Origin of the sequence: Rufibacter tibetensis, from assembly GCF_001310085.1 — a bacterium.
GTDB classification, from domain to species: Bacteria; Bacteroidota; Bacteroidia; order Cytophagales; family Hymenobacteraceae; genus Nibribacter; species Nibribacter tibetensis.
This window is the reverse complement of sequence record NZ_CP012643.1, coordinates 4,030,379-4,056,393: the sequence shown is the minus strand read 5'-3', so window position 1 is coordinate 4,056,393 and position 26,015 is coordinate 4,030,379. Positions and strand designations below refer to the sequence as shown.

Genomic DNA, 26,015 nt, shown 5'->3' with positions numbered 1-26,015 from the left:
AACAAAAGCCCTGGCTGGATTAAACTCCATCCAGGGCTTTTTAAATGTACTATAAATAGCTTATACGTAGTTGTTCAGCATTACTGGCATTACCAGCATCAGGATGCTTTCATCTTCGTCATTAGTAGAAGGCATCAATAAACCAGCACGGTTGGGCGTGGACAGTTCAAGGGAGATCTCGTCTGAGTCAATGTTGCTTAACATCTCGGTCAGGAACTTGGCGTTGAAACCAATTTCCATGTCCTCCCCATCATACTGGCAGGTAAGGCGCTCATTCGCTTCGTTAGAGAAATCAAGATCCTCTGCAGAGATTTGAAGTTCGCTACCGGTAATACGCAGACGTACCTGGTGTGTGGTCTTGTTTGAATAGATAGAGATCCGTTTCACTGAGCTCAGGAAATCGTAGCGGTCTATCACTAATTTATTGGGGTTCTGAGTAGGAATTACGTTCTCGTAATCTGGATAACGCTCATCAATCAGACGGCAGATCATCCGGATGTTATCAAAGCTAAAGAACGCGTTAGATGTATTGAACTCTACTCTTACTGCTGTAGCCTCACTTGGCAACGTAGACTTAAGTAGGTTAAAGGCTTTTTTAGGGATAATGATGGAAGCGGCATTTTCACTGCTCACATCCTGACGACGGTAGCGCAACAGGCGGTGCCCGTCTGTGGCCACAAACGTGATGTTACCGCTGCTCAACTGCACGAAGATACCCGTCATGGCAGGGCGCAACTCATCATTGCTAACCGCAAAAATGGTTTTGTTGATGGCACGACCTAAAACGTTTGACGGTATCTCAATTGCATTGCCTCCCCGTACTACTGGTACTCTTGGGAAATCAGTAGCGTTTTCCCCTGACAATTTATACCGGCCATTAGAAGAGCTGATCTCGATGGTGTAGGTTTCCTCGTCAATGGTGAAGGTTACCGGTTGGTCCGGCAGGTTCTTCAAGGTATCTATCAGGATTCTGGCTGGAGCAGCAATACGGCCATTTTCCCGCGCCTCTACATGTATCTCCGTGATCATGGACGTCTCTAAATCACTAGCCGTGATGGTCAGGACACCGTCGTTGATCTCAAACAAGAAGTTCTCCAAAATCGGCACCACCGGGTTGTTGGCCACTACCCCGTTGATGCTGGTAAGCTGCTTCAGCAGCGCCGTAGAAGATACAATGAATTTCATCCGATATAGTTTGTTTGGGTAAGGTCGATTACCGGGCAAAGTTAACCAAAAAAGGATTTTTTCCTACTCAGAAGGCCGGTTTTGTTTAACCAAAGAACCTAATAATGGCGGCTTTTTGAAAAAGATACCAGAAGCCAACACTTCTTACTAAAAAATTTAAAACCTGTGGGAAAACTGTGCTTTCTTCTTTTGATCTCCCCAGTACTTTTCAGGTCAAAAGTTTTCTGAGAAAAGTATTTTTAGCAATGATTAGGTAGTCAGACAAAGGCAAAAATCAGATTTCTTTACTGTGCCTATTATGGTTTTCAAGCCATTTCAATAAAATCCTCAACAAACCAGACCCTTAAAAAACAAAGCCAACCTAACCATCATAAGTGGTTGGGTTGGCTTCTATACATGTGTCTATAAAATACTATAGGTGATTACTTCCTTCTAGTTTTGGTCGTTTGAAAATTTATCTCTCCTCCTGAAGTGGCTGTAGCAGGAAAACTGTATACTAGGTTAGGCTCTGCCCCCAAAACAAATGCCTGTTGGTTGAGTAGAGTGGTTATGTTTAATATACTTCCGGATGAATTCTTATCGACACTTAGCACATGTATTTCATCTGAATAAGAAGCAACTATTTTGGTATTCGTCTGGGCTACCAATTGCTCCAGTTTATCCAAGGAGCCCTCCTCAATAAAAACTAAAATCTCGTTTGACAAACCTGTGATGGGTGCCTCAGGATCAGTGGAGTTTGATTCAAAAAATGGGTTTGCAAAAGAAATAGAAGACTCTTTTACTAATCTTGTCAGTAGCTTTTCAACGTCTGAGCATTCAGACCCAGGAGCTAACCTAACCACCGTAATTATACCAGAATCAACGGCAATTTCACCCTCTACACTTTGGAACTGCGGAAATCTACCTAATACCTGCTGCCGGGCTTGGAGTGACATTCCCTCAGCAAAACCAACTAAAATCAGTTCACCTCTTGCTCTCCCAAATTTAACCGCTTCAGACATCTTATTGTAGTAAGAGTAGTTGGTGCAGGCTCCTGAACGAGCTTCTGAGACAGAAGTGGCGTTCAAGGAAGGTTCAACTATTTCTCTTTCACAGGAAAACAAAAAGCAAGAGGCTACACTTAGATAGGCCAGAGGTAAAAGACGCTTCATAATAAGAGGGGAATATGTAAGTTTTTCTCCTCTTTTTACGAGCTAAAAGGAAAAAAGAAGCTTTGATAGAACTAAAAGAATCACAAAAATTAATTAAGCCTGATATTCAATATATTAAAACACTCCCCTTTTAGACAATCAAATATTTTGATCATCTCTACTCAGCTAATATTGTAGTTTGAAACAAAAATCAGAAGACGAACAACATCCTGAAATACAAATCCAGATTCCCTCCTTTCATCAACACGCTATCTGTCTATGATGGAAAGTTTACTTATTTCTTCCTTTGCTATCAGCATTTCGAACGGAATTATTACACCCCCTGTGCAAGGGCAAAACATGCAGGCAGTAAATGCTTTATTAAGCCAAAATTAAATGCACCAACAAATGCAGATGAACCTAATGCGTGTCAATATGGCAAAGGGAAGTACCGTTCTCCATAATCCTAATGCAAATACAGGGTCATGCAAAAGGATAGCACCCTTACTGAGGTGAAATCTAAAATCATGTTTGATGAACGTAACATCAGTTATCTGGAAGCAGAAAATAAATCCTTCACAAAAGGAGACCCTCTACGAATGAAGCGGGTTTACCCAGCAGATACCCGTTTTGTACACAGAGTGGAAGAAGTGGTATTTTGTCTCCGGTGGGTTTGCCAACAGATAGTTGCTGGTAGTTCAAAGTTGTAAGAGGAAAAGTAAACGCCTATAGTTTTCTACCTTCCTCTCCGGTTCCTCATTCGGGCTATCTCAAGTTTGTACAGAAAGGTAACGGACAACTACAGAAGCTAGAAATGGAAGTGGTAAAAAGCTTAGTGGGCGATGACCACAAGGCTGCCATGAAGGTATACGAACAAGACTTCTTAGGCGCTTTGATGGAATACAACAAACCAAAACGTAAGAAGAACTAGTCCAGTCTTCTCAGATATACAGGTTTAATACATTCCCTACAAACGTTTAGGGCCTTTTTAGACGAAAATAGATGAAAAATAACCTCATTCTTATTTTGCTGCTCTTGGTCGGTTGCTCCCCAATTCGAATAGAAAAGGAGCATATATCTATTGAGAATGTTGCTCTTGTAGAGTACACGTACAGAGAAAATGAAGAAAGAAGTGGGTATAATTTTTATCTGGCCAGCATTCACCAACTATCATCTGATGGCAATGTTTCACTTGTCAGAAGAGACAAATTTAATGCTCCGCTTCGCACCTATACGTCAACTGCCAAAAACCTGACAGGGTCCTTGACTGAGTTGTTGCTAAAATATCCCTCTGACACATCGTTGTTAGTGTTTGACACAAAAGGCACTGAGCTAAGCCATGGGTTTCTGTACATGCTCCTGCTGACAGATGCTAAGGGAAAAGAAACAGTAGTCAGTTTTGCCCCGAGCGAGGCTGAGGGAGCATTGAAATTAGTTTCAGATTCCCTGCTTCGGCATAAGATAGCAGAAGAAATGAGGACAGCAGCAGTAGACACAGCTTCTCTAATAGCTGCTTTTGATAGTATAGTAAGAAAACATGTGCTGCCATTGCACCCCTTGCCACCTAATTCTTTGCCACCACCAGTATACACAGGTCAGAAGGAGTAGAAAGTAGTCTCTACGCCTAACAAAACCTTTACGTCAGGCGGGTTTAAATCCAACTTTCACTATATTACTTTGCTGTTATATTAATGAGGATGAACTATACTACTAATCCGCCCGACCGCAAAGCAGAGCCTTTCTTCAAAACAGGCCCTAAACGTTTAAATCATAGTTATTCCATTACGACGATCAAGTTTTCCAGTAGCAGTTTCTGGCAACCTGGGCAAATAGCCGAACTGTTTAGGAATTTCGTATTTTGAGAGGGACTTGCTCAGTTTTCCTTTTAAATTCGTTTCTTCCACATCAGTGAGCGGACTTCCTTCCAAAACAGCTATCAAGCGCTCACCTAGCGCCTCATCTGGCAATGCGGCGGCAAAGAACCTGCGTGAGATGCCCATGTCTGCCAGGGCCTCTCCTAGTGCGGATTCCACTTTCTCCAACTGCACTTTCACCCCGCCTGAATTTACGGTATGATCGGCGCGGCCTAACCACCGGAAGGAATTATTTTCCAGCAGTTCTACCAGGTCATTCGTCACGATTGTGTCACCGCCCGTTACGTCTGCAGAGATGGTAAGGCACCCTCGTCTGTCTGTACCTAAAAAAACCTCTGGGGGTGCAGTGTAGTAGTCTGTTTTCTCATGGCCGTTAAGACGCCGTACCGCTATGTGGGAAACGGTTTCGGTCATGCCATAGCTTTGGAAAACAGGTACCTTTAATACCTGCACGGCCATTTCCAATGCTTTCCCTACGGGTGCTCCGCCCAGCAGAATGGCTTTCATCTGGTTCAGTTTAGAAACTTTGTCAGGAGTCTGCTCCAGTATGGTCTGCAGTTGAAGCGGCACCATGGCCACAAAATCAAATTCTGCCTCTGGGTCAACACTTGCCAGGGGGTTGCCAATGGGTTCAATGATAGTCACGTGCAGCTTTCCTACAAACCCACGCACCAACATCATCATACCCGCAATGTACTCAGTGTTCATGCACACCAGAACCTTGTCTTCGGGCTGAAGGTCAAAGATGCGCAACGTACGCTGCGCACTGGCTTCCATGCGGTCACGGCTAAGTTCTATCAACTTAGGCGCACCCGTGCTACCCGAGGTCTGCACCGGGTACTCCTGTACTCCCTGTAGCCAATTCTTGCAAAACTCCAGGGTTTTGGCTTCATAACCATCCAATGGAATACTTTGGCGGAAGGAATAATGCTGAATTTCATCTAAGTAAAATTTCTTACCATTCAGAAGTAGGTGGTCAGGCATGTATCAGACGCTAGAAGTTAGACAATGGATGTGAGACGGAGTCTTGAGCAAACTTACTACCAGCAGTAAAATAAGTTTAAGCGAGCACAAACAAAATGGCCTTAAATCTCTCTTTGGAAGATTCAAGGCCATTTTAGAATTTAATGTCTAGATCTCATTATCTAAATCATGGGAATTTAGGGTACTTGGAGAAATCAGGTTTACGCTTCTCAAGGAAAGCATTCTTCCCTTCCTTAGCTTCGTCAGACAGATAATACAGCAAAGTGGCATCTCCGGCCAATTGCTGGATACCTGACTGGCCGTCTAGCTCCGCATTGAAAGAGGCTTTAAGCATGCGCAGAGCCAGAGGGCTTTTCTCCAGAATTTTCTGGCACCACTCTACCGTAGTCTCTTCCAGTTGCTCTAATGGAACCACTTTATTTACCAAGCCCATGTCAAGAGCTTCCTGGGCATTGTACTGGTCACACAGGTACCAGATCTCGCGGGCTTTTTTCTGGCCAACTATACGGGCCAGGTAAGATGCCCCAAAACCTCCGTCAAAGGAACCTACTTTAGGACCAGTTTGGCCAAAACGGGCGTTTTCTGCAGCAATGGAAAGATCACAAACCACGTGCAATACGTGTCCGCCACCAATAGCCCAACCAGCCACCATGGCTATCACGGGCTTAGGAATGCGGCGGATCTGCATCTGCAGGTCCAGCACGTTCAGGCGAGGAACGGTATCTTCCCCTATATAGCCCCCGTGTCCGCGTACGCTTTGGTCACCTCCTGAGCAGAAGGCCTTGCCGCCTTCGCCGGTTAAAATGATGACTCCAATTTCAGCATTGTCACGGCAGATGTTCATGGCATCTATCATCTCGGCTACGGTGCGGGGGGTGAACGCATTGTGCACGTGGGGCCGGTTGATGCTTATTTTGGCAATGCCGTTATAAAATTGAAAAAGTATCTCTTGGTATTCTTTTAGGGTTGTCCAGTTGAATGTGCTTTGCATGAACCTCAGTTTTGGTGAAACTTTTGCGGGCATAAATGTACAATGCCCTTGCAGGATTACACAAAGGTAGGCGGAGAAAAGAGTTCTGCCACTAAATTTTTAAGCGGACAAGCCCGTTTTTTTCTGTTGCAGTTTTTTCTCGTTCGACTCAAATCTGTGATCTACTGAGTAATAACCCGAGCCGCCTACAAAATAAAAGATAAGGGCAATGAGCGTGATTAGTGAAATAGCAAACTGAGGGTTAACAGAGAAAAAGCCTTGGCCAGGATTAAAGAAAAATACTGCACCAATCAAAATTGGTATCTGAAAGCCAACCGCTACTCGGGTAATCAACCCAATGGCAATCAGGACTCCTCCCACCAGGTGGGCAAAGGCCACGTAGTGCGCCAACCCTAGAGCCAGAAACTTGAATTGGCTGTTCTGGATGATCTCTGCCAATGCCGAGGTGTCTGCAATAAATGTAAGGCCCTTGTAAAGGATAAAAAGGCCCAGAATAATTCTACCGTAGTCATAGGCCACGGGGCGGTGTTGATTTTGCCACTGATCTACTTGCTGTACCCAATTCATATTTGTCACGCTATTACGGTAGCGCCTCCAAAGAAGTATACATGAAGCATAGTTGGTGAAGCAGATAAGCAATTTGACTTAATTTGAAAAGTCAAATAACGGAGATTGATCCTCCTTAGCAGATAGGATTATGCCACAGTGAACCATCACAACTGAGGAAGACCAGTGTTCATTACATGGTCTTCTTTTTTCAAGCGAGCCTTTAGCCCCTGAGATTTATGCTTTTTAAGTAGGTGCTTCTTTTCCATGACCGCTTTATGGTCAAAAGAATAATAGCCGGAGCCACCCACTACATAAATGCAAAGAAATACCAGGGTGTACAAGGCTACCGCGAAGGGAGAGTAAAGCGAGAACAGGTCGTGTGCGGGACTGAAAAACAAGACTGCGCACATCACAATAGGAATTTGAACAATGCAGGCAATGCGGGTATGCCATCCCACCATAATCATCAACCCACCAATTACGTGGATGATGGCTATAGTATAAGCCAGAAAAGTGGCAATGGAATACAGTTGGCTGTCTAAAAGGATTTGCTCAAGAGCAGTTGTATTGAAAAGAAACTGCACCCCCTTAAATAATAGAAAGCACCCTAACGCTATCCGGCCGTAGTCATAGAGCACCACTCTGTGTTTGTGATGCCATTTCTCAACGTCTTTCGTAAACTCCATGATTTTCACGCCTTTACAGCAGCGTCTCCATTATGAATTTACATCTTATTTATGCTTAAGTCAATTAAAACTTTGTTAAATGTTGCAAATAATCCTTAGATAGATTCTATAACTTAATATCCTTAGCGACCTGCTCTCTATAGGAAGAGAAAATACCAAAGTTTTCAGCGCTATCTGTCTCAATTTCAATCAACTGAGCACCCTGCGTGGGGTCAAAGAATGATGGCAGCAATGCGGCCAAGTCCAATTCCTCAGAAACCCTGTGATAAGTCAGCCCCATGTCTTCCGCTGTTTTTTGGGCGGTTTGCCGCTGTTCGGTTTCAAAGAAAGGACGCAACTCAGGCTGACTGCGCGGGCCTTCAATCATCCGGAAAATTCCTCCGCCATGGTTGTTAAGAACTACAATGCGCAGGTTCTTGGGGAGGTAATTGTGCCAAAGGGCATTCCGGTCATACAGAAAGGCCATGTCGCCGGTCACCAAGGTTACAAGTTTATCAGTGCTTAATGCTGACCCAACGGCCGTACTTGTGCTTCCGTCAATGCCGCTAGTTCCCCGGTTGGCAAATACTTCCACCCCTTCTATCTCAGCAACGCCGATGAGGTTGGCATAGCGCACGCTCATGCTGTTGGCCAAGTGCAGGAGGCTATTGGAAGGCAGGCTTCTTAGCACCTGATGGCACGCCTTGAATTCTGAAAAAGAGCTGTTTTTCAGAAAACGCTCCAAAACTGATTTACCCTGATTTTCCAGCTCAAACCAAGCATGGCTGAAAGTTGGAGAGACCTGCAAACCCTCTCCATTTTGCCCTAGGTTTTGAAAAAAATCCTGTGGGGTGGTTCTGATGATTCGGGTTAAGGACTGGAACGTATCTGCTACCATTCCGGCTTGTTGCACGTGCCAATGCTGCAACCCTTTCTGCTTGCGCAGGAACAACTTCAGATTTTTAGAAATCAGCGATTTATGAAAGGTAATAAACAAATCTGGTTTAAGCCTTTCAGCCTCGTGCAGGTGCTTTGCCCCCAGGAAAACATCATGGTAGTTAATGGTCTCCCCTGCCACCTGCTGGTTGCTGATGGTATCTGCCACAAAGACAGCTCCAGTTGCCTGACAAAAACGTTGGATGGCTGAGTACAAAAGTTCATTTCTTCTACCCTGACCAGCCACCACCAACACTCTTTTGTACTGCTGCAGCTCTTTCTTAAGGTTATTCCACACGTTTGAAGGCAATCCAAAGCCGGAAGGCAACTCTTCTATGATCTTTACGTTTGAGGAGTACGCAAATTCCTCGCCCGGCTCCGGGTAAAACGGCTCCCGCAACGGGATATTCACCTGCACCGGCCCCTCCGGAAAAGACATCACCTCATTCAAGGCTTCATTTAACAAACGGCTGGCATACCACTGGGCATCAGAATGCTCTGTATCTACCGGAAAGTCAAAGCTCCGTTTCACGTGCCCACCATAAATATGAGATTGCCGGATGGTCTGTCCGTCCAGCTGATCTATCCATTCAGGGGGTCTGTCTGCGGTGAGAACCAGCATGGGAATGTTCTGGTAAAAGGCTTCCGCAACCGCCGGAGCGTAGTTGTACGCCGCCGTTCCGGAAGTACAAACTAATACTACAGGTTTGCCCGTTTGCTGCGCTATTCCTAAGCCAATGAAAGCAGCACTCCGCTCATCTGGCACGGTACGCACGCGCAGCTGCGGGTGTCTCGCAAAAGCTAAGGTTAAAGGGGCACACCGTGAACCTGGCGACAACACAATATCCTCTACCCCCTTGCGGGCGCAGATCTCGGCAATATCTATGACAGCTTGTAAAATCATGATTCAGACGCTTGAAAAAGGCGAAGCACGGTTTGCATTTTGAGTTCGGTTTCAACCCATTCTTTGGCCGGGATAGAGTCAGCGGTCATGCCGGCTCCGGCATAGGCGGTAACGGTATCTTGACCCAACTCCACGCACCGCAGATTCACAAATAAATTGGTTTCCTGCCCCAGCTGTACAGGACCCAAAAAACCGCTGTAGTACCTCCGGTCATGTTGTTCAAGTTCACCTATCATCTGCAGAGCGGCCGCTTTGGGCATTCCTCCTACGGCTGAAGTGGGGTGCAGCAATTCCAGCATTTGAGTACCTAGTTTTGGGAAACCCACTTCATCCATAGCAGCGCTGAAGTCGGTGCGGAGATGCAACAAATTTCCGGCCATGATGGTGCGGGGTCCCATTTCCACGTACTCCCGAAGGCGCAGGTGCCGGAAGCAGCTTACAATGTACCGTTGTACCAAAGCCTGCTCCTCAATTTCTTTTTGTCGCCAGATGGCATCAGCGGGTGTCAGACCTTCCATAACCGGTTGGGTGCCCGCCAAAGCCACTGTCCGAAACACCCGATAGCTGTCTACCTGCACCAACAACTCGGGTGTTGCCCCTAACCAGGTTCCGATGCCCGGAATGGAGACTAAGGAGACAAAGGCTGTTGGGTAAAGTTGGGTGAGTTGGGTAAAGGCATGCAGCAAATCAAAGCCTTCAAACAAAGGCAGCGTTTTGGTGCGGGATAATACTACTTTATCCAGGCACCCGGACTGCATGGCCTTAATTGCCTTGGCTCCGCTCACTTCAAACACATCTCGGGTAATGGGCTTCACCGTTCCTTCCGGGTGGCTGGGCCACTCCAGGATATTGCTTTGCTTTTGACCCGTTTTCTGGAAATCGGCCCAAAAGCTTGTGGGCAGTACCGCCTCTCCTATCTGCGGGGAAACACCAGCCTTGCCTGAGAAGTACAAGTCTGCAGGTAAAAAAGTAACGGGGACAGCTCCTGAAGACTGAAAAGGATAAAAGGCGAATCCGCTCTGTGGGCCTTCCATGGAAGGCAAGGTGTGCTTTACTTCGGCAGAAACCAAGGCTTGTGCTTCCCTGGTATTAGGTAATCGCCAAAGCGCCACGGGTAAAGTTGCACCCAAGGCTGCCTGAAAAATTTTGAAAGCCGTTTCTTCAGGAGAAGAATCAGAGGTAAGTGGGAAAACAGATCGGTTATCTTGGGACATGTACTTCTATCTATCCAGAACGGCCATGGTGATGCGGCTGATACAGACCAAATCACCGGTTTCGGAGGTAATACGGATTTCCCAGACTTGGGTCTTGCGGCCTACGTGAATCGCAGTGGCTTTGCCGTACACATACCCACTGCGGACACTTTTGATGTGGTTGGCATTAATCTCCAATCCTACGCAGTACTGTTTTTCCAGATCCAAGTACATGGTGGCGCCAACGCTTCCCAAGGTTTCAGCCAAGGCTACGGAGGCGCCGCCGTGCAAAAGTCCCAGCGGCTGGTGGGTACGGTGGTCTACCGGCATCCGGCCAACGAGGTAATCTTCGCCAATCTCAGTGTACTCCATACCCAGGTGCTCGCCCAAGGTGTTTTTATTCCAGGCATTTAGCTTTTCCAGGGACACATCTGCGCGACTTTTCATCCGTAGTTCTCGTATTTATGGCCTATCTTAGGGCCTGCAAATTAGCTTAAAATTGAGCCTCAAAAAAATCTACCTCGTCCGCCACGGCCAAACCGACCTCAACTTGCAGGGGATTGTGCAGGGAAGCGGCATTGACAGTTCCTTAAATGAAACCGGACGCTTGCAAGCCGATAAGTTCTTTCAGGCCTATCAAAGCATTGCCTTTGATAAAATCTATACCTCAGTCCTGCAACGCAGCGTGCAGAGCGTACAGGGGTTTATAGATCTGGGCATTCCGCATGAGCGTCACGCCGGCCTGAATGAGATCAGTTGGGGGAATCGTGAGGGTACCCGGATCACTCCAGAGGAAGACGCGTATTACTTTGACATGCTGCGCCGCTGGCAGAATGGAGAAACTCATGTGCCCATTGAAGGGGGAGAAAGCCCTCAGATGGTAGCCGACCGCCAGAAGCCGGTTGTAGAGTTGATTCTTTCCCGGCCCGAGGAGAAAACTATTCTGGTGTGCATGCACGGCAGAGCCATGCGGGTTCTTCTGGCCCAACTACTCAGATACCCGCTGCACCAGATGGATAGGTTTGTGCACCAGAACCTTTGCCTTTATGAGCTTAACTTTACCGGCTCTATGTTCTGGGTTGAGCGTTTTGCCGATGTGTCACATTTGACCTAAATTATTGAACAAGATTCTTATTTTTGGCCTTATTTTTTGAAAACAAGCCAAAATACCACGTAGAATCTCTTAAAAGCATATTTGTATTACAGCATTTTTGCCTCTATTTTTGAGGCCTTAAAACCCGAGCAAAAAACTATGGCCGAAATCATCCGAATGCCCAAGATGAGTGATACTATGACCGATGGGGTCATTGCCTCATGGTTAAAGAAAGTTGGTGACTCTGTGAAATCTGGGGACGTTCTTGCCGAAGTGGAAACCGATAAGGCGACCATGGAATTGGAGTCTTATGAAGATGGGACGTTACTGTACATCGGCCCTAAAAATGGTGAATCTGTACCCGTAGATGGCGTGTTGGCCATCATCGGGAAACAAGGTGAAGATATCTCTGGCCTCATGGCCCAAGTGAACGGCGGAGGCGCTGCCCCTGCCGCCCAGGAAGCTCCTAAGGCTGAAGCGCCGAAGGAAGAACCTAAACAAGCCGCTTCTCCTGCTGCCCAGTCAGCCCCTGCCGCCAATGTGAATGCCGAAGTGGTTCGCATGCCAAAAATGAGCGACACCATGCAGGAAGGTACCATTGTAGCCTGGCACAAAAAAGTAGGTGACAAAGTAAAATCTGGTGACCTGTTGGCCGAAGTAGAAACGGACAAAGCCACCATGGAGCTGGAGTCTTATGAAGACGGTACACTCTTATATATAGGCGTAGAAGCTGGTGCCTCTGTAGAGGTAGACGGCGTGTTGGCCATTATCGGTGAAGCAGGTGCCGACTACCAGGCTTTGCTGAACGGCGGTGGTAACAATTCTGGCGGTAACGCTAACCCTGCTGAAGCGGCAAACAACGAAGAAGCAACTCGCCTCGAAGAACATAAAACCGAAGAGCAGTCTCAATCCGGTGACGGGGTAAACCAAACCGTTGGTGCTCCTGTACCAGGTCAGGGTGCTGAAGCAGGCGCCAACGGTGCATCAGCGAACCAGGGTCGCATATTGGCTTCTCCGTTAGCGAAGAAAGTTGCCCAGGAAAAAGGCATTAGCCTTACCCAGGTGAAAGGCTCCGGTGAGAACGGCCGCATTGTATTGCGTGACGTGGAGAACTTTACTCCTAGCGCTGCTCCGCAAACTCAAGCTAAACCTGCCGCTGCTCCAGCTCCGCAGGTTTCTGCTCCGGTTCATTCTGGTGAAGCCTTCACAGAGGTTCCGGTATCTCAGATGCGTAAGGTAATTGCCCGTCGTCTTTCTGAAAGCTTATTCACTGCACCGCACTTCTTCCTAACCATGGAGATTGACATGGACAAAGCCATGGAAGCTCGTACCAGCATGAATGAGGTAGCTCCCGTGAAAGTTTCTTTCAATGACATGGTGATCAAGGCATGTGCCGCCGCTTTACGCAAGCACCCAGCTGTAAACTCATCTTGGTTGGGCGACAAGATCCGCTACAACAACGTGGTGAACATTGGAGTAGCCGTAGCTGTGGAAGATGGTTTATTGGTACCAGTAGTGCGTAACGCTGATCAGAAGTCACTTTCAACCATCTCTGCCGAAGTAAAAGATTTAGGCGGAAAAGCCAAGTCCAAGAAACTACAGCCGTCTGACTGGGAAGGAAGCACCTTCACCATCTCTAACCTGGGTATGTTTGGCATTGAGGAATTTACCGCTATCATCAACCCACCAGATGCATGTATCCTAGCCGTGGGTGGTATCAAGCAGACACCAGTGGTGAAGAATGGTCAGATCCAGATTGGCAACGTCATGAAAGTAACGCTTTCCTGTGATCACCGTGTGGTTGACGGAGCTGTTGGTTCTGCCTTCTTGCAGACGCTGAAAGGCTTCCTGGAAGATCCGGTGAGAATGTTGGTATAAGTTCTTTCTAAATCATAGAAAAGGCCGATGGTGAACTCCATCGGCCTTTTTGTTTTGGTATTGGTAGTGAATGTGGTTTGCCGTTGCTGGCGTGGTGGCTGGTTAATGCAGAGCCCTTATGCTTGGTCTTTGCATTGCTGCCCTTCGTGCGCTCACGGCCGCGAGGCCCCGTCTTTCCCTCTCGCACTGCCCTTTCGGCCTGAGAAGTTCATTTCTGTTAGTTCAAGTCTTTCTATGGCCAAAAGCGAGGGGCTCGATGGAAAGACTGGAATGGGTGAAAGTCGATCAGCCTTTTCCATGTTAATCCCTCTCTATAGTTCAAGTCTATGACTTGGACCTAAAATGACCGGAAGTTTGCAACTTCCGTGAGGCGACAGCTACAGAAAAGTTTTGCAGGTACATCCAAATCACTAGTAACAAGTAATCATATTTACTAGGTACTCTCCTATCCCTACTTAACAAAAAAGTCGCTCCAAATTTTGGAGCGGCTTTTTTAGTCCATTTGATAAAAATTAAAACTTGAATCTCACAAAGGCTTCCATCGCTTCATAATCTGCTAAACCTAGTTGGTCGTAGCGGCGAGCAGTGGCGCGATTGCGTTCCTGGGCGCGTACCCAGAACTCGCGCTCGTCATCGCCAGGAAAAACAGGACGATCTTTCTGGCTTTGGTGTTTGAAGATGGCGATCTTTTTGCGCTCCACTTCCTGAGGCGAAAGCGGCACTGCCATCTCAATCTCGTGGGTTTCAAACTCGTGCCAGGCCCCGCGGTACATCCAGAGCCAACAGTCCTGCACCCAATCTTCGGTTTGGCGTAGTCTGCGCAGCGCTTCTACGATTATGTTGAAGCAGACAATGTGGGTACCGTGCGGATCTTCAAAATCGCCGGCGGCGAAGACTTGGTGCGGCTTCACTTTTTGGAGCAGGTCCATGGTGAGTTGCACATCCACATCGGTTACCGGGTTTTTCTTGGTTTTGCCACTTTCATAGAAAGGCAGAGCCTGGAAATGGATATGGTCATCTTCTAAGCCGGCGTAACGGGCACCAGCAATGGCTTCGCTCTTTCTTATGAAAGCCTTCACGTTCTGGATTTCAGGAGTGTCTACCTGGTTTGGGTGTTTGCGCTCAATGAAGGTGCGCATGTCATCGTACACGGAGGAAAGCTTTATGCCATCGTGGCCAATACTTCTGCTGAAGTCAATGGCGAATTCCATGTATCGGAGCACATCATCATCCCAGACAGCAGTGTTCCCGGAGGTTTGGTACGCCACGTGCACATCATGTCCCTGATCAACCAACCGGATGAAGGTACCCCCCATGGAGATCACGTCATCATCTGGATGTGGGGAGAAAATAATAGCTCTTTTTTTTGCAGGTGCAGCCCTTTCCGGACGCTGAGAGTCGTCTGCGTTGGGTTTGCCACCTGGCCAACCAGTAATGGTATGTTGCAGTTGGTTGAATACGTCTATGTTGATATTATACACGGGTCCACGGTCTACCGCTAATTGAGCCATACCGTGGGCATTGTAGTCTTCCTCCGTGAGTTTCAGGATAGGTTTTTTTACGGTATCAGAAAGCCAAATAACTGCTTTTCTGGTCAGTTTTGTGTCCCAGTGACAGTCCTTCACTAACCAAGGGGTGCCAAAACGGGTCAAATCTCCAGCGGCATCCTGGTCCAAAACAAACTCCACATTATCTGAGTGCTGTAGGTAAGTGGCAGGTACTTCACCGGAGATTTCCCCCTCTACAGCTTTTCTTACAATAGAGGCCTTCTTGGCATTCCAAGCCATCAGCACTATTTCGCGGGCCTTGAAAATGGTACCTATGCCCATGGTGATGGCTTTGGTAGGCACGTTTTCCTTTCCTCCAAAATCACGGGAAGCGTCACGGCGGGTAAGGTCGTCTAGCGTGACTAACCTGGTTCCCGAGTTAGGGGCAGAACCTGGTTCGTTGAAACCAATGTGGCCAGTTCTACCAATCCCCAGCACCTGCAAATCCAATCCACCAAATTCCTCTATCTTCTTTTCATAAGCAAGGCAGAAAGCCGGAATCTCCTCCAATGATAAGGTACCGTCTGGAATGTTCACGTTGGCCTTGTCAATATCTATGTGGTTGAACAGGTTCTCATCCATGAACCGCACGTAGCTTTGGGGAGCGGTTGGCTGCATAGGATAATATTCATCCAAGTTGAACGTAATTACATTCCGGAAGCTAAGGCCCTCCTCGCGGTGCAGACGAGCCAGTTCAGCGTACACGCCCACTGGCGTAGCACCCGTCGCCAAACCAAGTACGGTTTTTTCTCCCCGCCCCTGCTTCTCCCTGATTAAGGCTGCAATCCGGTGTGCCACTGCTCTGGAAGCTTCCTGCTGATTTTGGTACACCGTAACTGGCACCTTCTCATAACGCGTTTCTTCCAATAGGTTAAGCCTGCTCATAATTATATTCTGGTTAGTAGGTTTTTAGGTATGGAACAAGCAAATTTATAAAGTCTATCTATTTAACAAAATTTAATAACATGTTATTTATACTGAAATATATTTAAAAAATATCTCATCTTATTCCTCAATTATCCTATTCATTAAAACTAATGTTCAAAGTCTCTCTTTTATGTTTTGTTGATCACTGCAGATTTTGTTTGTCTATTTCTGCTCCATTTTTATAAAACACCTGCAAAACGGACATTCCTGGAGCTGGTTCGGGTATTAGGAAAGTTTGTCGTACTTTCGCGGCTGTAAAACGGGCCACAACGGCTTCTTATAAAGAAAGGTACATCATGACGAAAATACGTTCTACCACCGTGTTGGGCATTTACCATAACGGAGAAGTGGCTTTGGGTGCCGATGGCCAGGCCACGATAGATAAATATATTGCTAAGAGCAACGTGCGCAAAGTGCGGAAGCTGCAGGATGGTAAAATTGTAACTGGGTTTGCCGGCTCTACTGCCGATGCCTTTACTCTATTGGAGCGCTTTGAAGAGAAACTGGCTGCCTACAGCAACAACATGAAACGGGCCGCCATTGAGTTAGCCAAAGACTGGCGTAAAGACCAATACCTGCGCAAACTGGAAGCCATGATGGTGGTAGCCAATAAAGAAGAACTATTGATTATCTCCGGAACCGGTGACGTGTTGGAACCAGACCACCAGATTGCCGCTATTGGGTCTGGGAGTACCTATGCCCAATCAGCCGCTTTGGCTCTTAAAAAGCACGCGCCGCACCTCACCGCTGAGGAAATGGTACGTGAGGCCCTCAACATTGCCGCTGATATTTGTATTTACACGAATCACAATCTGGTAATAGAAAAACCGAACTAACACCAGTAATTTCCTGTTTGCTCCATGGCTCCTTTTTGATAGTAGTCAAAAGCAAACATTTACAACAACCAACAACCCATTTCATAAAAATTGAACAGCATGAAGGTAACGCAGTTCCTGAAAGATCATTACAAGCATTTCAACGCAGCCGCTCTGATTGATGCCGCTGAAGGTTATAAGACTCATTTAAACAGGGGTGGTAAAATGATGATCACCCTGGCTGGTGCCATGAGTACCGCTGAATTGGGGATTATTCTGGCTGAAATGATCCGGCAGGACAAAGTACAGGCCATTACCTGTACCGGCGCAAACCTGGAAGAAGATATCTTCAACCTGGTGGCTCATGATTTCTATGAGCGCATTCCTAATTACCGTGACTTAACGCCACAAGACGAACAAGATTTATTAGACCGCCACCTGAACCGCGTAACTGATACCTGTATTCCAGAGGAAGAAGCGATGCGCCGTTTAGAGCACACGGTTCTTAAATACTGGCAAAAAGCAGATCAGGCCGGTGAGGCATATTTCCCGCACCAGTTCTTCTACCAAATCTTATTGTCCGGTGATCTGGAGCAGTATTACCAAATTGACCCTAAAAACAGCTGGATGTTGGAAGCGGCCAAGAAGAACCTGCCCATCTTCGTACCAGGGTGGGAAGATTCTACCTTGGGTAACATCTACACTGGTCACGTGATCTCTGGTGATATCAAGAATGTACATACCATGAGTACTGGTATTCAGTACATGATGGAACTAGCCGAGTGGTACACCAACACCGCCAAGGAAGACTCCACTATTGGTTTCTTCCAGATTGGTGGTGGTATTGCCGGTGACTTCCCTATATGCGTGGTTCCTATGCTGCACCAAGATTTACAGCGCACCGGGGTTCCGTTGTGGGGTTATTTCGCTCAGATTTCTGACTCAACCACCTCCTATGGTTCTTATTCTGGGGCGGTGCCGAATGAGAAGATCACCTGGGGGAAACTTGGAATTGATACCCCTAAGTTCGTGATTGAATCAGATGCGACCATTGTAGCACCTCTGGTATTTGCTATCGTATTAGACATGTAATCTAACAAGATTGCATAGAAGTAAAAGGCGGGATAATCTCCCGCCTTTTTTATGCCCTTTTAGTAAAATAATTCCAATATTATTTTGTAACTTGAAAATAAGAGACTGCTTGACAGTTAATTAAACTATTTGGTTATCATGCTGATACATCACCTCTACCTCTCAGCTACCGTCTTAATCAACCAGCGGAAACCCACTGTTGTAGTGGTGGCTAATGCTACTACCGCTACTGTTAAATTGAAGCCCCTTACCAACCAAAAGACCTGTCAGGAGGTCAGCTTTGGTTTGAAAGAAATTACCTCTGAAACTGGTTAATATATAGTAGTTAAGGAAGGCAGATTCTGGTTCCCCACCCAGTTGCCCGCTACTGCATCTCGTTTGCAGGTAGAAATCAGCTTGTAAGAGCTTTTCTACTTGATAGATTCTGAAAAAATTTGCTCTTCAGATAAAGTCACCTCTTCCCAAAAAGTAGAAATACTGATGAAATAAGTGATTACCCTATTTTTTCATTTTCTTTTAATAAATGAAAACCTTCTAAGAATATTAAGTCGTAAGTAACGGAGATACAGAATTTTAAAGCCGAAGAGAAATGAGAAAGCACTACCATCTGTCCACTATCTTACTAATCTTGTTAATAGGGGCGTTAAGCAGCTGCCTAGGGTTCGGGCACCGTAAATTTGGGTCTGACTACAGCTATAACGGGGCTTTTCACAAATACCGCACCTTTAACTTTATTACCCATGCCTCTGAAGAGGATAGCGTCACCTTAAAGAACTACGAGGTTCTGAAAAAATACATCAGGGAGCGGCTTGAAATTCAGGGATACGAGTACAGTGACAAGAAGCCGGACTTACTGGTAAGCTATTACATTTACTACAATGACCTTAACATGAAGGGGTATGAGCAGGAAGAGTTCGACATTTGGCTGGTTAACAATGAAGAGCCTACCAAAGAGCACGAAGCGTACAAACCCATCAAAATGTACATGAGCCAAGGAACCTTGCTTGTGACTCTCCTAGACCATAAAAAACAAAATGCAGTTTGGCAGGGCTATACCTCGGGGGTGCTTTCGGACCCTACTTCCGAAAGTACCGCTTATTTGAACAGGGCCGTTAGAACCATCTTCGACCAATACAGGGTATTCCGGAAAGGTTACTTGCGGGAAAACTCTTCCAACAACTAGAAGCATCTAAGTATACAGAAAAGGGGTGTTTTAAGGCCTGTTTCATGAAACAGGCCTTAAAACACCCCTTTTCTGTATACAGGTTTATACCTAATGAAAGCCCTGCAGACAATATTTAGTATCTTGAAACCTTTTTGATATTCAAAATACCACCTAACAAGAGTATATACCTTCATGAATACCCACTCCTACCCTCTTGAGCCTCAGCTAGCCGATCGTCTGCGAGTACAGCAAGCAGTTGAGACCTATGTCCAGACATTCCTGCAGGAACTGCCTTCGTTGCCGGCCTTTGTTGATTCACCAAGTAAAGGTGCTGGGCTACTGGAAAGTCCCTTTCAGGAACAACCCGGAGACATAGAAGAGGCTTTGGGCTTACTGAAAACAGAGGTGGACATTCCTGGTATCAACTCTGCCTCAGGTGGGCACCTAGGGTACATTCCGGGCGGTGGACTGTACTACTCGGGGTTAGGAGATTATTTAGCCGCCGTGACAAACAAATACGCCGGTATCTTCTTCTCAGCCCCTGGAGCGGTGCGCATGGAGAACATGCTATTGCGCTGGATGGCTGATTTAATCGGCTTCCCGACAGATGTTGCGGGAAATCTCACCTCCGGAGGAAGTATTGCCAGCCTGATTGCCTTGGCTACCGCCCGTGATGCCCAAGAGATTAAGGCCCGTCTCATTCCTGATGCCGTCGTGTATACCACCGAACACGCCCACCATTGCCTTGACAAAGCATTGCGCATTGCTGGACTAGGCGAATGCCCCATTCGCTACATTCCCATGGATGAACAGTACCGGATGAACCCGGAAGCTCTGGAACAGGCAATTGTAGAAGACAACGCTGCTGATCTAAAACCCTGGCTTATCATTGCCTCAGCCGGCACCACTGACGTGGGAGCTATTGATCCTTTACAAGCCATAGCCCAAGTGGCGAAGCGGCACCAGTTATGGTATCATGTAGATGCTGCGTACGGCGGGTTCTTTGCGTTAGCAGCTTCTGGTAAACCAGGGCTAGCCGGTATTGAAGAGGCAGACTCAGTGGTAATGGATCCCCACAAAGGCTTGTTCATTCCGTATGGTTTAGGGGCAGTCCTCATCAAAAACAAACGACAAGCTGCAGAGACACACCACTACCAGGCCAATTACATGCAGGACGCACTTTCAGCTACAGAAGAGGCTTCGCCAGCAGATTTGTCTCCAGAGTTAAGTAAACACTTCAGGGGACTCCGGCTGTGGCTTCCCCTCAAACTGCATGGAGTAAGTGCTTTTAGAGATGCCCTGGAGGAGAAACTTACGTTAGCAAACTATGCATACTCACAGCTAAAGCAACACCCTGACTTTGAAGTGCCCGTGGTGCCAGAACTATCCGTGGTGATTTTCCGGTACTTGCCTAAGAAGGGTGTTGAGGTGAATGCCTTCAATCAGAAACTGATTAAGGCCGTGCAAACAGACGGTCGCGTTTTTCTTTCCTCTACCTTGCTGAACGGCGCCTTTATGCTCCGCATGGCCATTCTTTCTTTCAGAACCCATCAGGACACGATAGACCTGACGCTCCAGATTCTACAGGAAAAAGCAAGTGAGTTAGAGAATTCAGTTGAAGTGTAACAGTAGTGATTAGACGTATATACCACTTCGTTCAAAGGAGGTGGTATATACTTTACCTTGAGGAAAGCTTGATGGTGTCTTCCACCTCATCACCCACCAATGGGAATACCCCATCTTTTAGGAAGAGATCATCGTGCTTGGTGAGCAGCGTTATGTTGTCTAATTCTGTTTTCCAGTTATACGTCTCGCGGTTCAGGAAAAGAATGGCTTTAGAAACTACTTCAGGCGTTGTGTCTCCCAGCGCAAGGGAAAGGTGCGGCATCCAAACCTCAGGGTGATAGTAAGGGCCAATTTCCTGGCAAACCTTCCCTACCGCTTTGTGCAATTGTCCATGAAAATCATTCACCGTCACGGTCCTGATCACAGGAATGTAAAGAACCGGCTTTTCTCCCGGGAAAACCCCCAGTCCAGTGGTGGCAATTGTAAACTTGCAACAAATGCCAGCGGCTTGGCCTAACGTCGCCTTCAGTTTATGTAAACTGCCATCATTGACTGTTAACCAAGTAAGGTGCGGATAAGGGGTCATCTGCACACCTTTCAACCCAAACTCCCGCTCTAAGCTAAATATCAGTTCATTTACTTTGTCTGAATATTGAGCGTCGAGTAAGGATACAATTGCTACCATAGAAGGTAATGTTAAGATTTATTGGTCTTTTCCCAAAATAACGTCAAAAACCAAAATAACTTTTAACCTCAACGGTATTGGTGCCGAAGGGTTTAAATATTGAAGGGACTCCTTTGGTAGACAAGTCTGAATCGCATACTTCTTCGGCTTTAACTGTTCCTCAAATTTCCTCTAGGCTGTTTCTCTTCTTACCCCAGAAATCCTGAGAATAAGGTTTCTACAGAATTGCGTACCTTTGCGGTTTGATACGCTTTTTCCATGATTTCCATAAATAACCTCAATTTCCATTTCGGAAGCCGCACCCTGTACGAAGACGCCAACCTGCACATCAAGCCCAAAGACAAGATTGGGTTGGTAGGGCTGAACGGAACGGGCAAATCTACCTTGCTGCGCCTGTTAGTGGGAGAGTACAAACCAGACGGTGGCAGCATCCAGATGAGCCGCGAGACCACCTTGGGCTTCCTGAACCAGGACCTGCTTTCCTATGACACCCATGAAAGCATCCTGAACGTGGCCATGCAGGCTTTTGACGAGGCCATTCAGCTGCAGCGCAAGATTGACGAGGTGCTGCACGAGATGGAAACAGATTACCAGGACGAGCACATTGACAAACTTGCCAAGCTTCAGGAGCATTTTGAGGCACTGGACGGCTACAACATGCAAATAAAAGCCGAGGAGATTCTGGAAGGCCTTGGTTTCACTACGCAAGAACTGCAGCAACCGCTTAAGACCTTTTCCGGAGGGTGGCGCATGCGCGTGATGCTGGCCAAGATCCTGTTGCAAAAACCTTCGCTCCTGTTACTGGATGAGCCTACCAACCACTTGGACCTACCTTCCATCAAGTGGATTGAAAATTACCTCAGTGCATATGAAGGTGCCCTCGTGATTGTTTCCCACGACCGCGAGTTCCTGGACCGGACTACTAACGTTACCGTGGAAGTTTCCGGTGCCAAACTGAACGTGTACGCCGGTAATTATAGCTTCTACCTGGAAGAAAAAGAGCTCCGGAACGAAATTCAGAAAGGCGCTTACGAAAACCAGCAGCAGCAGATAAAACAGGCTGAACAGTTTATTGCCCGTTTTAAGGCAAAAGCAACCAAAGCGAAGCAGGCCCAAAGCCGTATGAAAGCACTGGACAAATTGGAGCGTATTGAAGACGTGGCCGGTGACGCGCCCGTAGTAAACTTCAAGTTCCAGTTTACCGTGCAACCCGGCCGTAATATTCTGCGCCTGGAGAACGTAGCCAAAAGTTACGGCGAGAAGCTGATCTTCAAAAACACGAACGTAAACATTGAGCGCGGAGACAAAATCGCGCTGATTGGGGCAAACGGTAAAGGTAAATCTACCCTCATGCGGATTATTGCCGGAGATGAACCAATCAAAGGTGATCGCCAATTGGGTCACAACGTGATCATGGCCTTCTACGCCCAGCACCAGTTGGAAAGCCTGAACGTAGAAAACGAAATCCTGCAGGAAATGATCCAGGCAGGCAGCCGCCGTACCGAAATGGAATTGCGGGGCGTCTTAGGTTCTTTCCTGTTTACCGGTGATACGGTTTTCAAAAAAATCAAAGTGCTTTCAGGGGGAGAGAAAAGCCGCGTAGCCTTGGCTAAAACGCTGATCTCTGAGGCCAACTTCCTGCTGCTGGATGAGCCTACAAACCACTTGGACATGCAGTCGGTGAACATCCTGATTCAGGCACTGGATCAGTACGAGGGTACCTTCGTGGTCATCTCCCACGACCGGTACTTTGTGGAGAATGTGGCCAACAAGATCTGGTACATCGAGGATCATGAGCTGAAGGAATATCCGGGCACGTACCATGAGTACGAGTATTTCATGGAGCAACGGGACCGCGGCGTGAAACGCACAGCGCAGCAACAACCTGCAGCGGCCAAGACGCAAGCCAAACCGAAACCAACGGCCAGCCAGCAGCAGGAACTGGAGCAGGAACTGAAAAAAATAAACCAGAAATTGAAGCAGGTGGAAGGCCTGGTGAATGACCTAGAAAGCAAGCTGAAGAACTGCGAAAGTAAACTGGCCCTTCCCAGCACCTACTCAGACCCGAACGCCTTACATGAGGCTACCCAACAGTTTAACAAAATCAAGACGCAGCTAGACAAAGAGCAAAGCGCCTGGGAACAGCTCATGGAGCAGGTAGACGAGTTAGAAAACCAATTGAAATAAGCACCAGATCAAGCCTTACAGAACCTAATCCTGTAAGGCTTTTCTTTTTAGGCTCGTTTTCTGGAATCTTCCGCTAAAAGACTAATTTAGAGCAGGAGTCGGAAGATCCAGGCGTTGCATTTTGATTAGGCCTAGCCTAAGGTACAGCAAACGTTTCATCTTAAACTCAAACAACACTTTCCACTACTGAACAAATCCCCTTCTGCTCAGTATGACCTCTAAGACAAGAAACCTCACTACATGATAAGAACCATCCACTGGAAACAGGCAATCCTAGTTATCGCTTTAGCTTCAACCTCCTTAACAGGATGTGTACCGGTTGAATCAACCGGATCGGGAACTGGCGCTACAGGCACTGGGTCAGTAAAATATGCAGATGCCGTCTACTCAGCAGACGTACGTTCGGTGCAGTTCTATTCCCGCAGCAATAACCTGGGCGATGTGCTAGCTCCGCCCATAGTATCTATTGACCAAAGTGCCCCCCTGATGCTGGAGTTTGACCGCATGACCGCACCCAGGGCCCGCGCAGTCGTTAAACTGTACCATTGCAATGCCGACTGGCAACCGTCCCAACTGCAGCCTCTCCAGTTTGTGCAGGACTACAATGAATTCTATATCCTTGAAGTGGAACCGTCAGCAGGTACCAAAGTGCCTTACTGGCATTATCGTTTCCAGTTGCCCCGGGTGAAACTCAGCGGAAACTACGTAATGGAAGTCTCTGAAGAAGGCGGTAACCTATTATTAAGTAGGCGGTTCTCGGTGTTCGAAGACCAGGTAAGCGTTGGGCTCAGACCTGTGGCAACGTCCGGTGCAGGAGACCGGTACGAGCGCCAACAAATGGATTTCAACATCTTCTATCCGCAGTACCCGCTGGTGAACCCGGCACAGGAGATAAAGGTGGTACTGCGTCAAAATCACCGCTGGGACAATGCCAAATATTTTACCCGTCCCACCTTTATACAAGAAGCCCAGCGCCGATTAGAATACCAGTTGTTTGAACCAGAGCAGGCGTTCCTAGGCTTAAGCGAATTCCGGCCTCTGGACACCCGCAGTGAGCGTTACAGCGGTATTGGCGTAGAACGCCGCGATAACTCCACCAACCCAGACCGCGTGTTTGCTGTTCCGGGCAGAAGCCGCGCCGGTGCCGCCTACAGCACCCAACCAGATGCAAACGGCAAGTTCATCTTCGGGAGCCGCGAGTACGGCAACGCTCCTCTCAATGCCGATTACCAGCAGGTCTTCTTCCAATTGCAGGCTCCCGAACCAGCTCCCGGTCCGGTTTATATTTTTGGGGGATTAACCGACTGGCAATTGCAGGAACCCCTCCGGATGACATACGACGCGGAAAACCAAGTGTACACCGGCTCTGCCCTTCTTAAACAAGGGTATTACAATTACTACTTCGCCTTGAAAGGTGCCAACGGCCAGGCAGATGCCCGGTATTTTGAAGGAAGCCACTTTGAAACGGAGAACGTGTATGATGTGCTGGTGTATTATCGTCCACCAGGCTCCCGAGCAGACCTGATCATTGGGTATTCCACCATCACCTTCAACCCTCAACGGTAATACAATCAAAAAGCCTCTCTTTATATAAGAGAGGCTTTTTGATTGTATTACGATATTGGTCTATTTTCAAAAAAACAAACAAAAGAAGTTAACTGTGTTTTTGGCTTAAATGAGCCTTCAATTTATTTACCAGCACCTCATTAATGCGGACGTAAGACTCCTGTGTCCAGCCGGCAATGTGAGGGGTTAACACCACGCGAGGGTGGTCCATCAAGAACGTAAGCCGCTCCTGCTGCTCCTGCGTTAACGTTTTAAGCTTTTCGTTTTCTAACACGTCCAAGGCGGCTCCCCTCACCTTCCCTGTGCTCATGGCATCTACCAACGCGGCATGGTCCAACACTTCGCCACGGGCTGTATTCAAGACCCAAAGCGGATGTTGGAACCCAGAAAGAACCCGGGCATTAATGAAATGGTGGTTTTCTTTGTTATAAGGAATGTGCAGACTCAGCACCTGGGCCTTCTGCTGAAGTTCTTCCAGGGAAGCAAGTCTAACGTGGGCGAAGGGATTCTCCACTGGTTGCTTGTCATACGCCAGCACTTCGCAGTCAAAACCCATGAGGCGCTTGGCGAAAGCCTTGCCCATGTGGCCGTACCCAATTAAGCCAACGGTCTTTCCTCTTATCTCCTCACCGCGGTTATCCTCCCGCAGCCATTGCCCCTCCCTGATTTGACGGTCACCTTGGTTGATTTTCCGGAACAAGGTTAAGAGCATCCCCAGCGTGTGCTCTCCTACGGCATCTCGGTTGCCTTCAGGTGCGTTGATCAAGGTAATGTTCCTGGCTTCTAAAACGCCATCGTCTATGTTATCTACACCAGCTCCGGCGCGGGCAAGCACCTCCAGTTTAGGGGCAGATTTAAGTAAATCAGCGGTAATTCGCATTTTGCTGCGCACCACCAGCATCTGATAATCTGGGAGAAACGCGGGCACCTCTTCTTTTTTGATTTGGGGCAGGTACATTACCTCTACCCCCAAGTTCTCTAGCATGGGCAACAGGCTTTCATGCATGAGGTCTATGATGAGGCAGCGGAAGGGAGAAGCAGTAGAGAGGGACATAGCTAATATGTTTCGGAGCTGATTTGTAG

At 47.3% G+C, this 26,015-nt stretch carries 22 protein-coding genes; 10 read left to right on the top strand and 12 right to left on the bottom strand.

Translation table 11 applies throughout. The annotated features are described in order from the left end of the window. Positions 1-60: 60 nt before the first annotated feature. Positions 61-1,185, bottom strand: a complete 1,125-nt coding sequence (dnaN, locus tag DC20_RS16510) for a DNA polymerase III subunit beta (protein WP_062544838.1) — start codon at positions 1,183-1,185, stop codon at positions 61-63. Positions 1,186-1,607: 422 nt separating this feature from the next. Beyond that, positions 1,608-2,186, bottom strand: coding sequence for a hypothetical protein (locus DC20_RS16505; RefSeq protein ID WP_169788195.1), 579 nt, complete (start codon positions 2,184-2,186; stop codon positions 1,608-1,610). 1,131 nt (positions 2,187-3,317) lie between these two features. On the opposite strand from DC20_RS16505, the gene DC20_RS16495 reads away from it, so the two are divergent. Continuing rightward, on the top strand, positions 3,318-3,923 hold the full coding sequence (locus DC20_RS16495; RefSeq protein ID WP_062544835.1) for a hypothetical protein: 606 nt from the start codon (positions 3,318-3,320) through the stop codon (positions 3,921-3,923). 155 nt (positions 3,924-4,078) lie between these two features. On the opposite strand, the gene DC20_RS16490 is transcribed toward DC20_RS16495, so the two are convergent. The 7 genes from DC20_RS16490 to DC20_RS16460 all read right to left on the bottom strand — a co-directional run bounded on the left by DC20_RS16490 (position 4,079) and on the right by DC20_RS16460 (position 10,858). After that, the gene (locus DC20_RS16490; RefSeq protein WP_062544834.1) at positions 4,079-5,173 is read right to left on the bottom strand and encodes an AMP-binding protein; all 1,095 of its coding nucleotides are present in this window, start codon (positions 5,171-5,173) and stop codon (positions 4,079-4,081) included. Positions 5,174-5,339: 166 nt separating this feature from the next. Then, positions 5,340-6,164 carry a 1,4-dihydroxy-2-naphthoyl-CoA synthase gene (gene menB, locus DC20_RS16485; protein WP_062546007.1) on the bottom strand — a complete coding sequence of 275 codons (825 nt, stop codon included), beginning with the start codon at positions 6,162-6,164 and terminating at the stop codon, positions 5,340-5,342. A gap of 99 nt (positions 6,165-6,263) precedes the next feature. After that, complete coding sequence (locus tag DC20_RS16480; protein ID WP_062544833.1) at positions 6,264-6,731, bottom strand: DoxX family protein; 468 nt, start codon at positions 6,729-6,731, stop codon at positions 6,264-6,266. Positions 6,732-6,877: 146 nt separating this feature from the next. Then, positions 6,878-7,399, bottom strand: coding sequence for a DoxX family protein (locus DC20_RS16475; protein WP_062544832.1), 522 nt, complete (start codon positions 7,397-7,399; stop codon positions 6,878-6,880). Between the two features lie 106 nt (positions 7,400-7,505). Beyond that, the gene (menD, locus tag DC20_RS16470; protein WP_062544831.1) at positions 7,506-9,218 is read right to left on the bottom strand and encodes a 2-succinyl-5-enolpyruvyl-6-hydroxy-3-cyclohexene-1-carboxylic-acid synthase; all 1,713 of its coding nucleotides are present in this window, start codon (positions 9,216-9,218) and stop codon (positions 7,506-7,508) included. Continuing rightward, a complete protein-coding gene (locus DC20_RS16465) occupies positions 9,215-10,432 on the bottom strand; it encodes a chorismate-binding protein (RefSeq protein WP_083470356.1) in 1,218 nt (405 codons plus the stop codon). Before DC20_RS16465 ends, menD begins: the two co-directional genes overlap by 4 nt. 6 nt (positions 10,433-10,438) lie before the next feature. Continuing rightward, positions 10,439-10,858, bottom strand: a complete 420-nt coding sequence (locus DC20_RS16460; RefSeq protein WP_062544830.1) for a hotdog fold thioesterase — start codon at positions 10,856-10,858, stop codon at positions 10,439-10,441. A gap of 52 nt (positions 10,859-10,910) precedes the next feature. Here DC20_RS16460 and DC20_RS16455 point away from each other — a divergent pair, with 52 nt between their 5' ends. Next, on the top strand, positions 10,911-11,525 hold the full coding sequence (locus tag DC20_RS16455) for a histidine phosphatase family protein (protein WP_062544829.1): 615 nt from the start codon (positions 10,911-10,913) through the stop codon (positions 11,523-11,525). 138 nt (positions 11,526-11,663) lie between these two features. After that, entirely contained in the window at positions 11,664-13,382 is a 1,719-nt protein-coding gene (locus tag DC20_RS16450; protein ID WP_062546005.1) for a pyruvate dehydrogenase complex dihydrolipoamide acetyltransferase, read from the top strand. Positions 13,383-13,894: 512 nt separating this feature from the next. Here the strand turns inward: DC20_RS16450 and nagB are convergent. Continuing rightward, positions 13,895-15,814, bottom strand: coding sequence for a glucosamine-6-phosphate deaminase (nagB, locus tag DC20_RS16445; RefSeq protein WP_062544828.1), 1,920 nt, complete (start codon positions 15,812-15,814; stop codon positions 13,895-13,897). Between the two features lie 338 nt (positions 15,815-16,152). On the opposite strand from nagB, the gene hslV reads away from it, so the two are divergent. From hslV to DC20_RS16425, 5 genes are all read left to right on the top strand, one after another. Further along, complete coding sequence (hslV, locus tag DC20_RS16440) at positions 16,153-16,692, top strand: ATP-dependent protease subunit HslV (protein WP_062544827.1); 540 nt, start codon at positions 16,153-16,155, stop codon at positions 16,690-16,692. A gap of 99 nt (positions 16,693-16,791) precedes the next feature. Continuing rightward, positions 16,792-17,763, top strand: a complete 972-nt coding sequence (locus tag DC20_RS16435; protein WP_062544826.1) for a deoxyhypusine synthase family protein — start codon at positions 16,792-16,794, stop codon at positions 17,761-17,763. Between the two features lie 138 nt (positions 17,764-17,901). Beyond that, the gene (locus DC20_RS22930; RefSeq protein WP_157593195.1) at positions 17,902-18,078 is read left to right on the top strand and encodes a hypothetical protein; all 177 of its coding nucleotides are present in this window, start codon (positions 17,902-17,904) and stop codon (positions 18,076-18,078) included. A 274-nt stretch (positions 18,079-18,352) separates the two neighbouring features. Further along, positions 18,353-18,946 carry a DUF4136 domain-containing protein gene (locus DC20_RS16430; protein WP_062544825.1) on the top strand — a complete coding sequence of 198 codons (594 nt, stop codon included), beginning with the start codon at positions 18,353-18,355 and terminating at the stop codon, positions 18,944-18,946. Positions 18,947-19,120: 174 nt separating this feature from the next. Continuing rightward, on the top strand, positions 19,121-20,554 hold the full coding sequence (locus DC20_RS16425) for a pyridoxal phosphate-dependent decarboxylase family protein (protein WP_062544824.1): 1,434 nt from the start codon (positions 19,121-19,123) through the stop codon (positions 20,552-20,554). Between the two features lie 52 nt (positions 20,555-20,606). On the opposite strand, the gene DC20_RS16420 is transcribed toward DC20_RS16425, so the two are convergent. Next, the gene (locus DC20_RS16420) at positions 20,607-21,179 is read right to left on the bottom strand and encodes a 2'-5' RNA ligase family protein (RefSeq protein ID WP_062544823.1); all 573 of its coding nucleotides are present in this window, start codon (positions 21,177-21,179) and stop codon (positions 20,607-20,609) included. A gap of 258 nt (positions 21,180-21,437) precedes the next feature. On the opposite strand from DC20_RS16420, the gene DC20_RS16415 reads away from it, so the two are divergent. Beyond that, positions 21,438-23,366 carry an ABC-F family ATP-binding cassette domain-containing protein gene (locus tag DC20_RS16415; RefSeq protein ID WP_062544822.1) on the top strand — a complete coding sequence of 643 codons (1,929 nt, stop codon included), beginning with the start codon at positions 21,438-21,440 and terminating at the stop codon, positions 23,364-23,366. Positions 23,367-23,606: 240 nt separating this feature from the next. Further along, positions 23,607-24,932, top strand: coding sequence for a type IX secretion system plug protein (locus DC20_RS16410; RefSeq protein ID WP_062544821.1), 1,326 nt, complete (start codon positions 23,607-23,609; stop codon positions 24,930-24,932). 88 nt (positions 24,933-25,020) lie between these two features. Here DC20_RS16410 and DC20_RS16405 read toward each other — a convergent pair whose 3' ends face one another. Continuing rightward, on the bottom strand, positions 25,021-25,986 hold the full coding sequence (locus tag DC20_RS16405; protein ID WP_062544820.1) for an NAD(P)-dependent oxidoreductase: 966 nt from the start codon (positions 25,984-25,986) through the stop codon (positions 25,021-25,023). Positions 25,987-26,015: the final 29 nt, after the last annotated feature.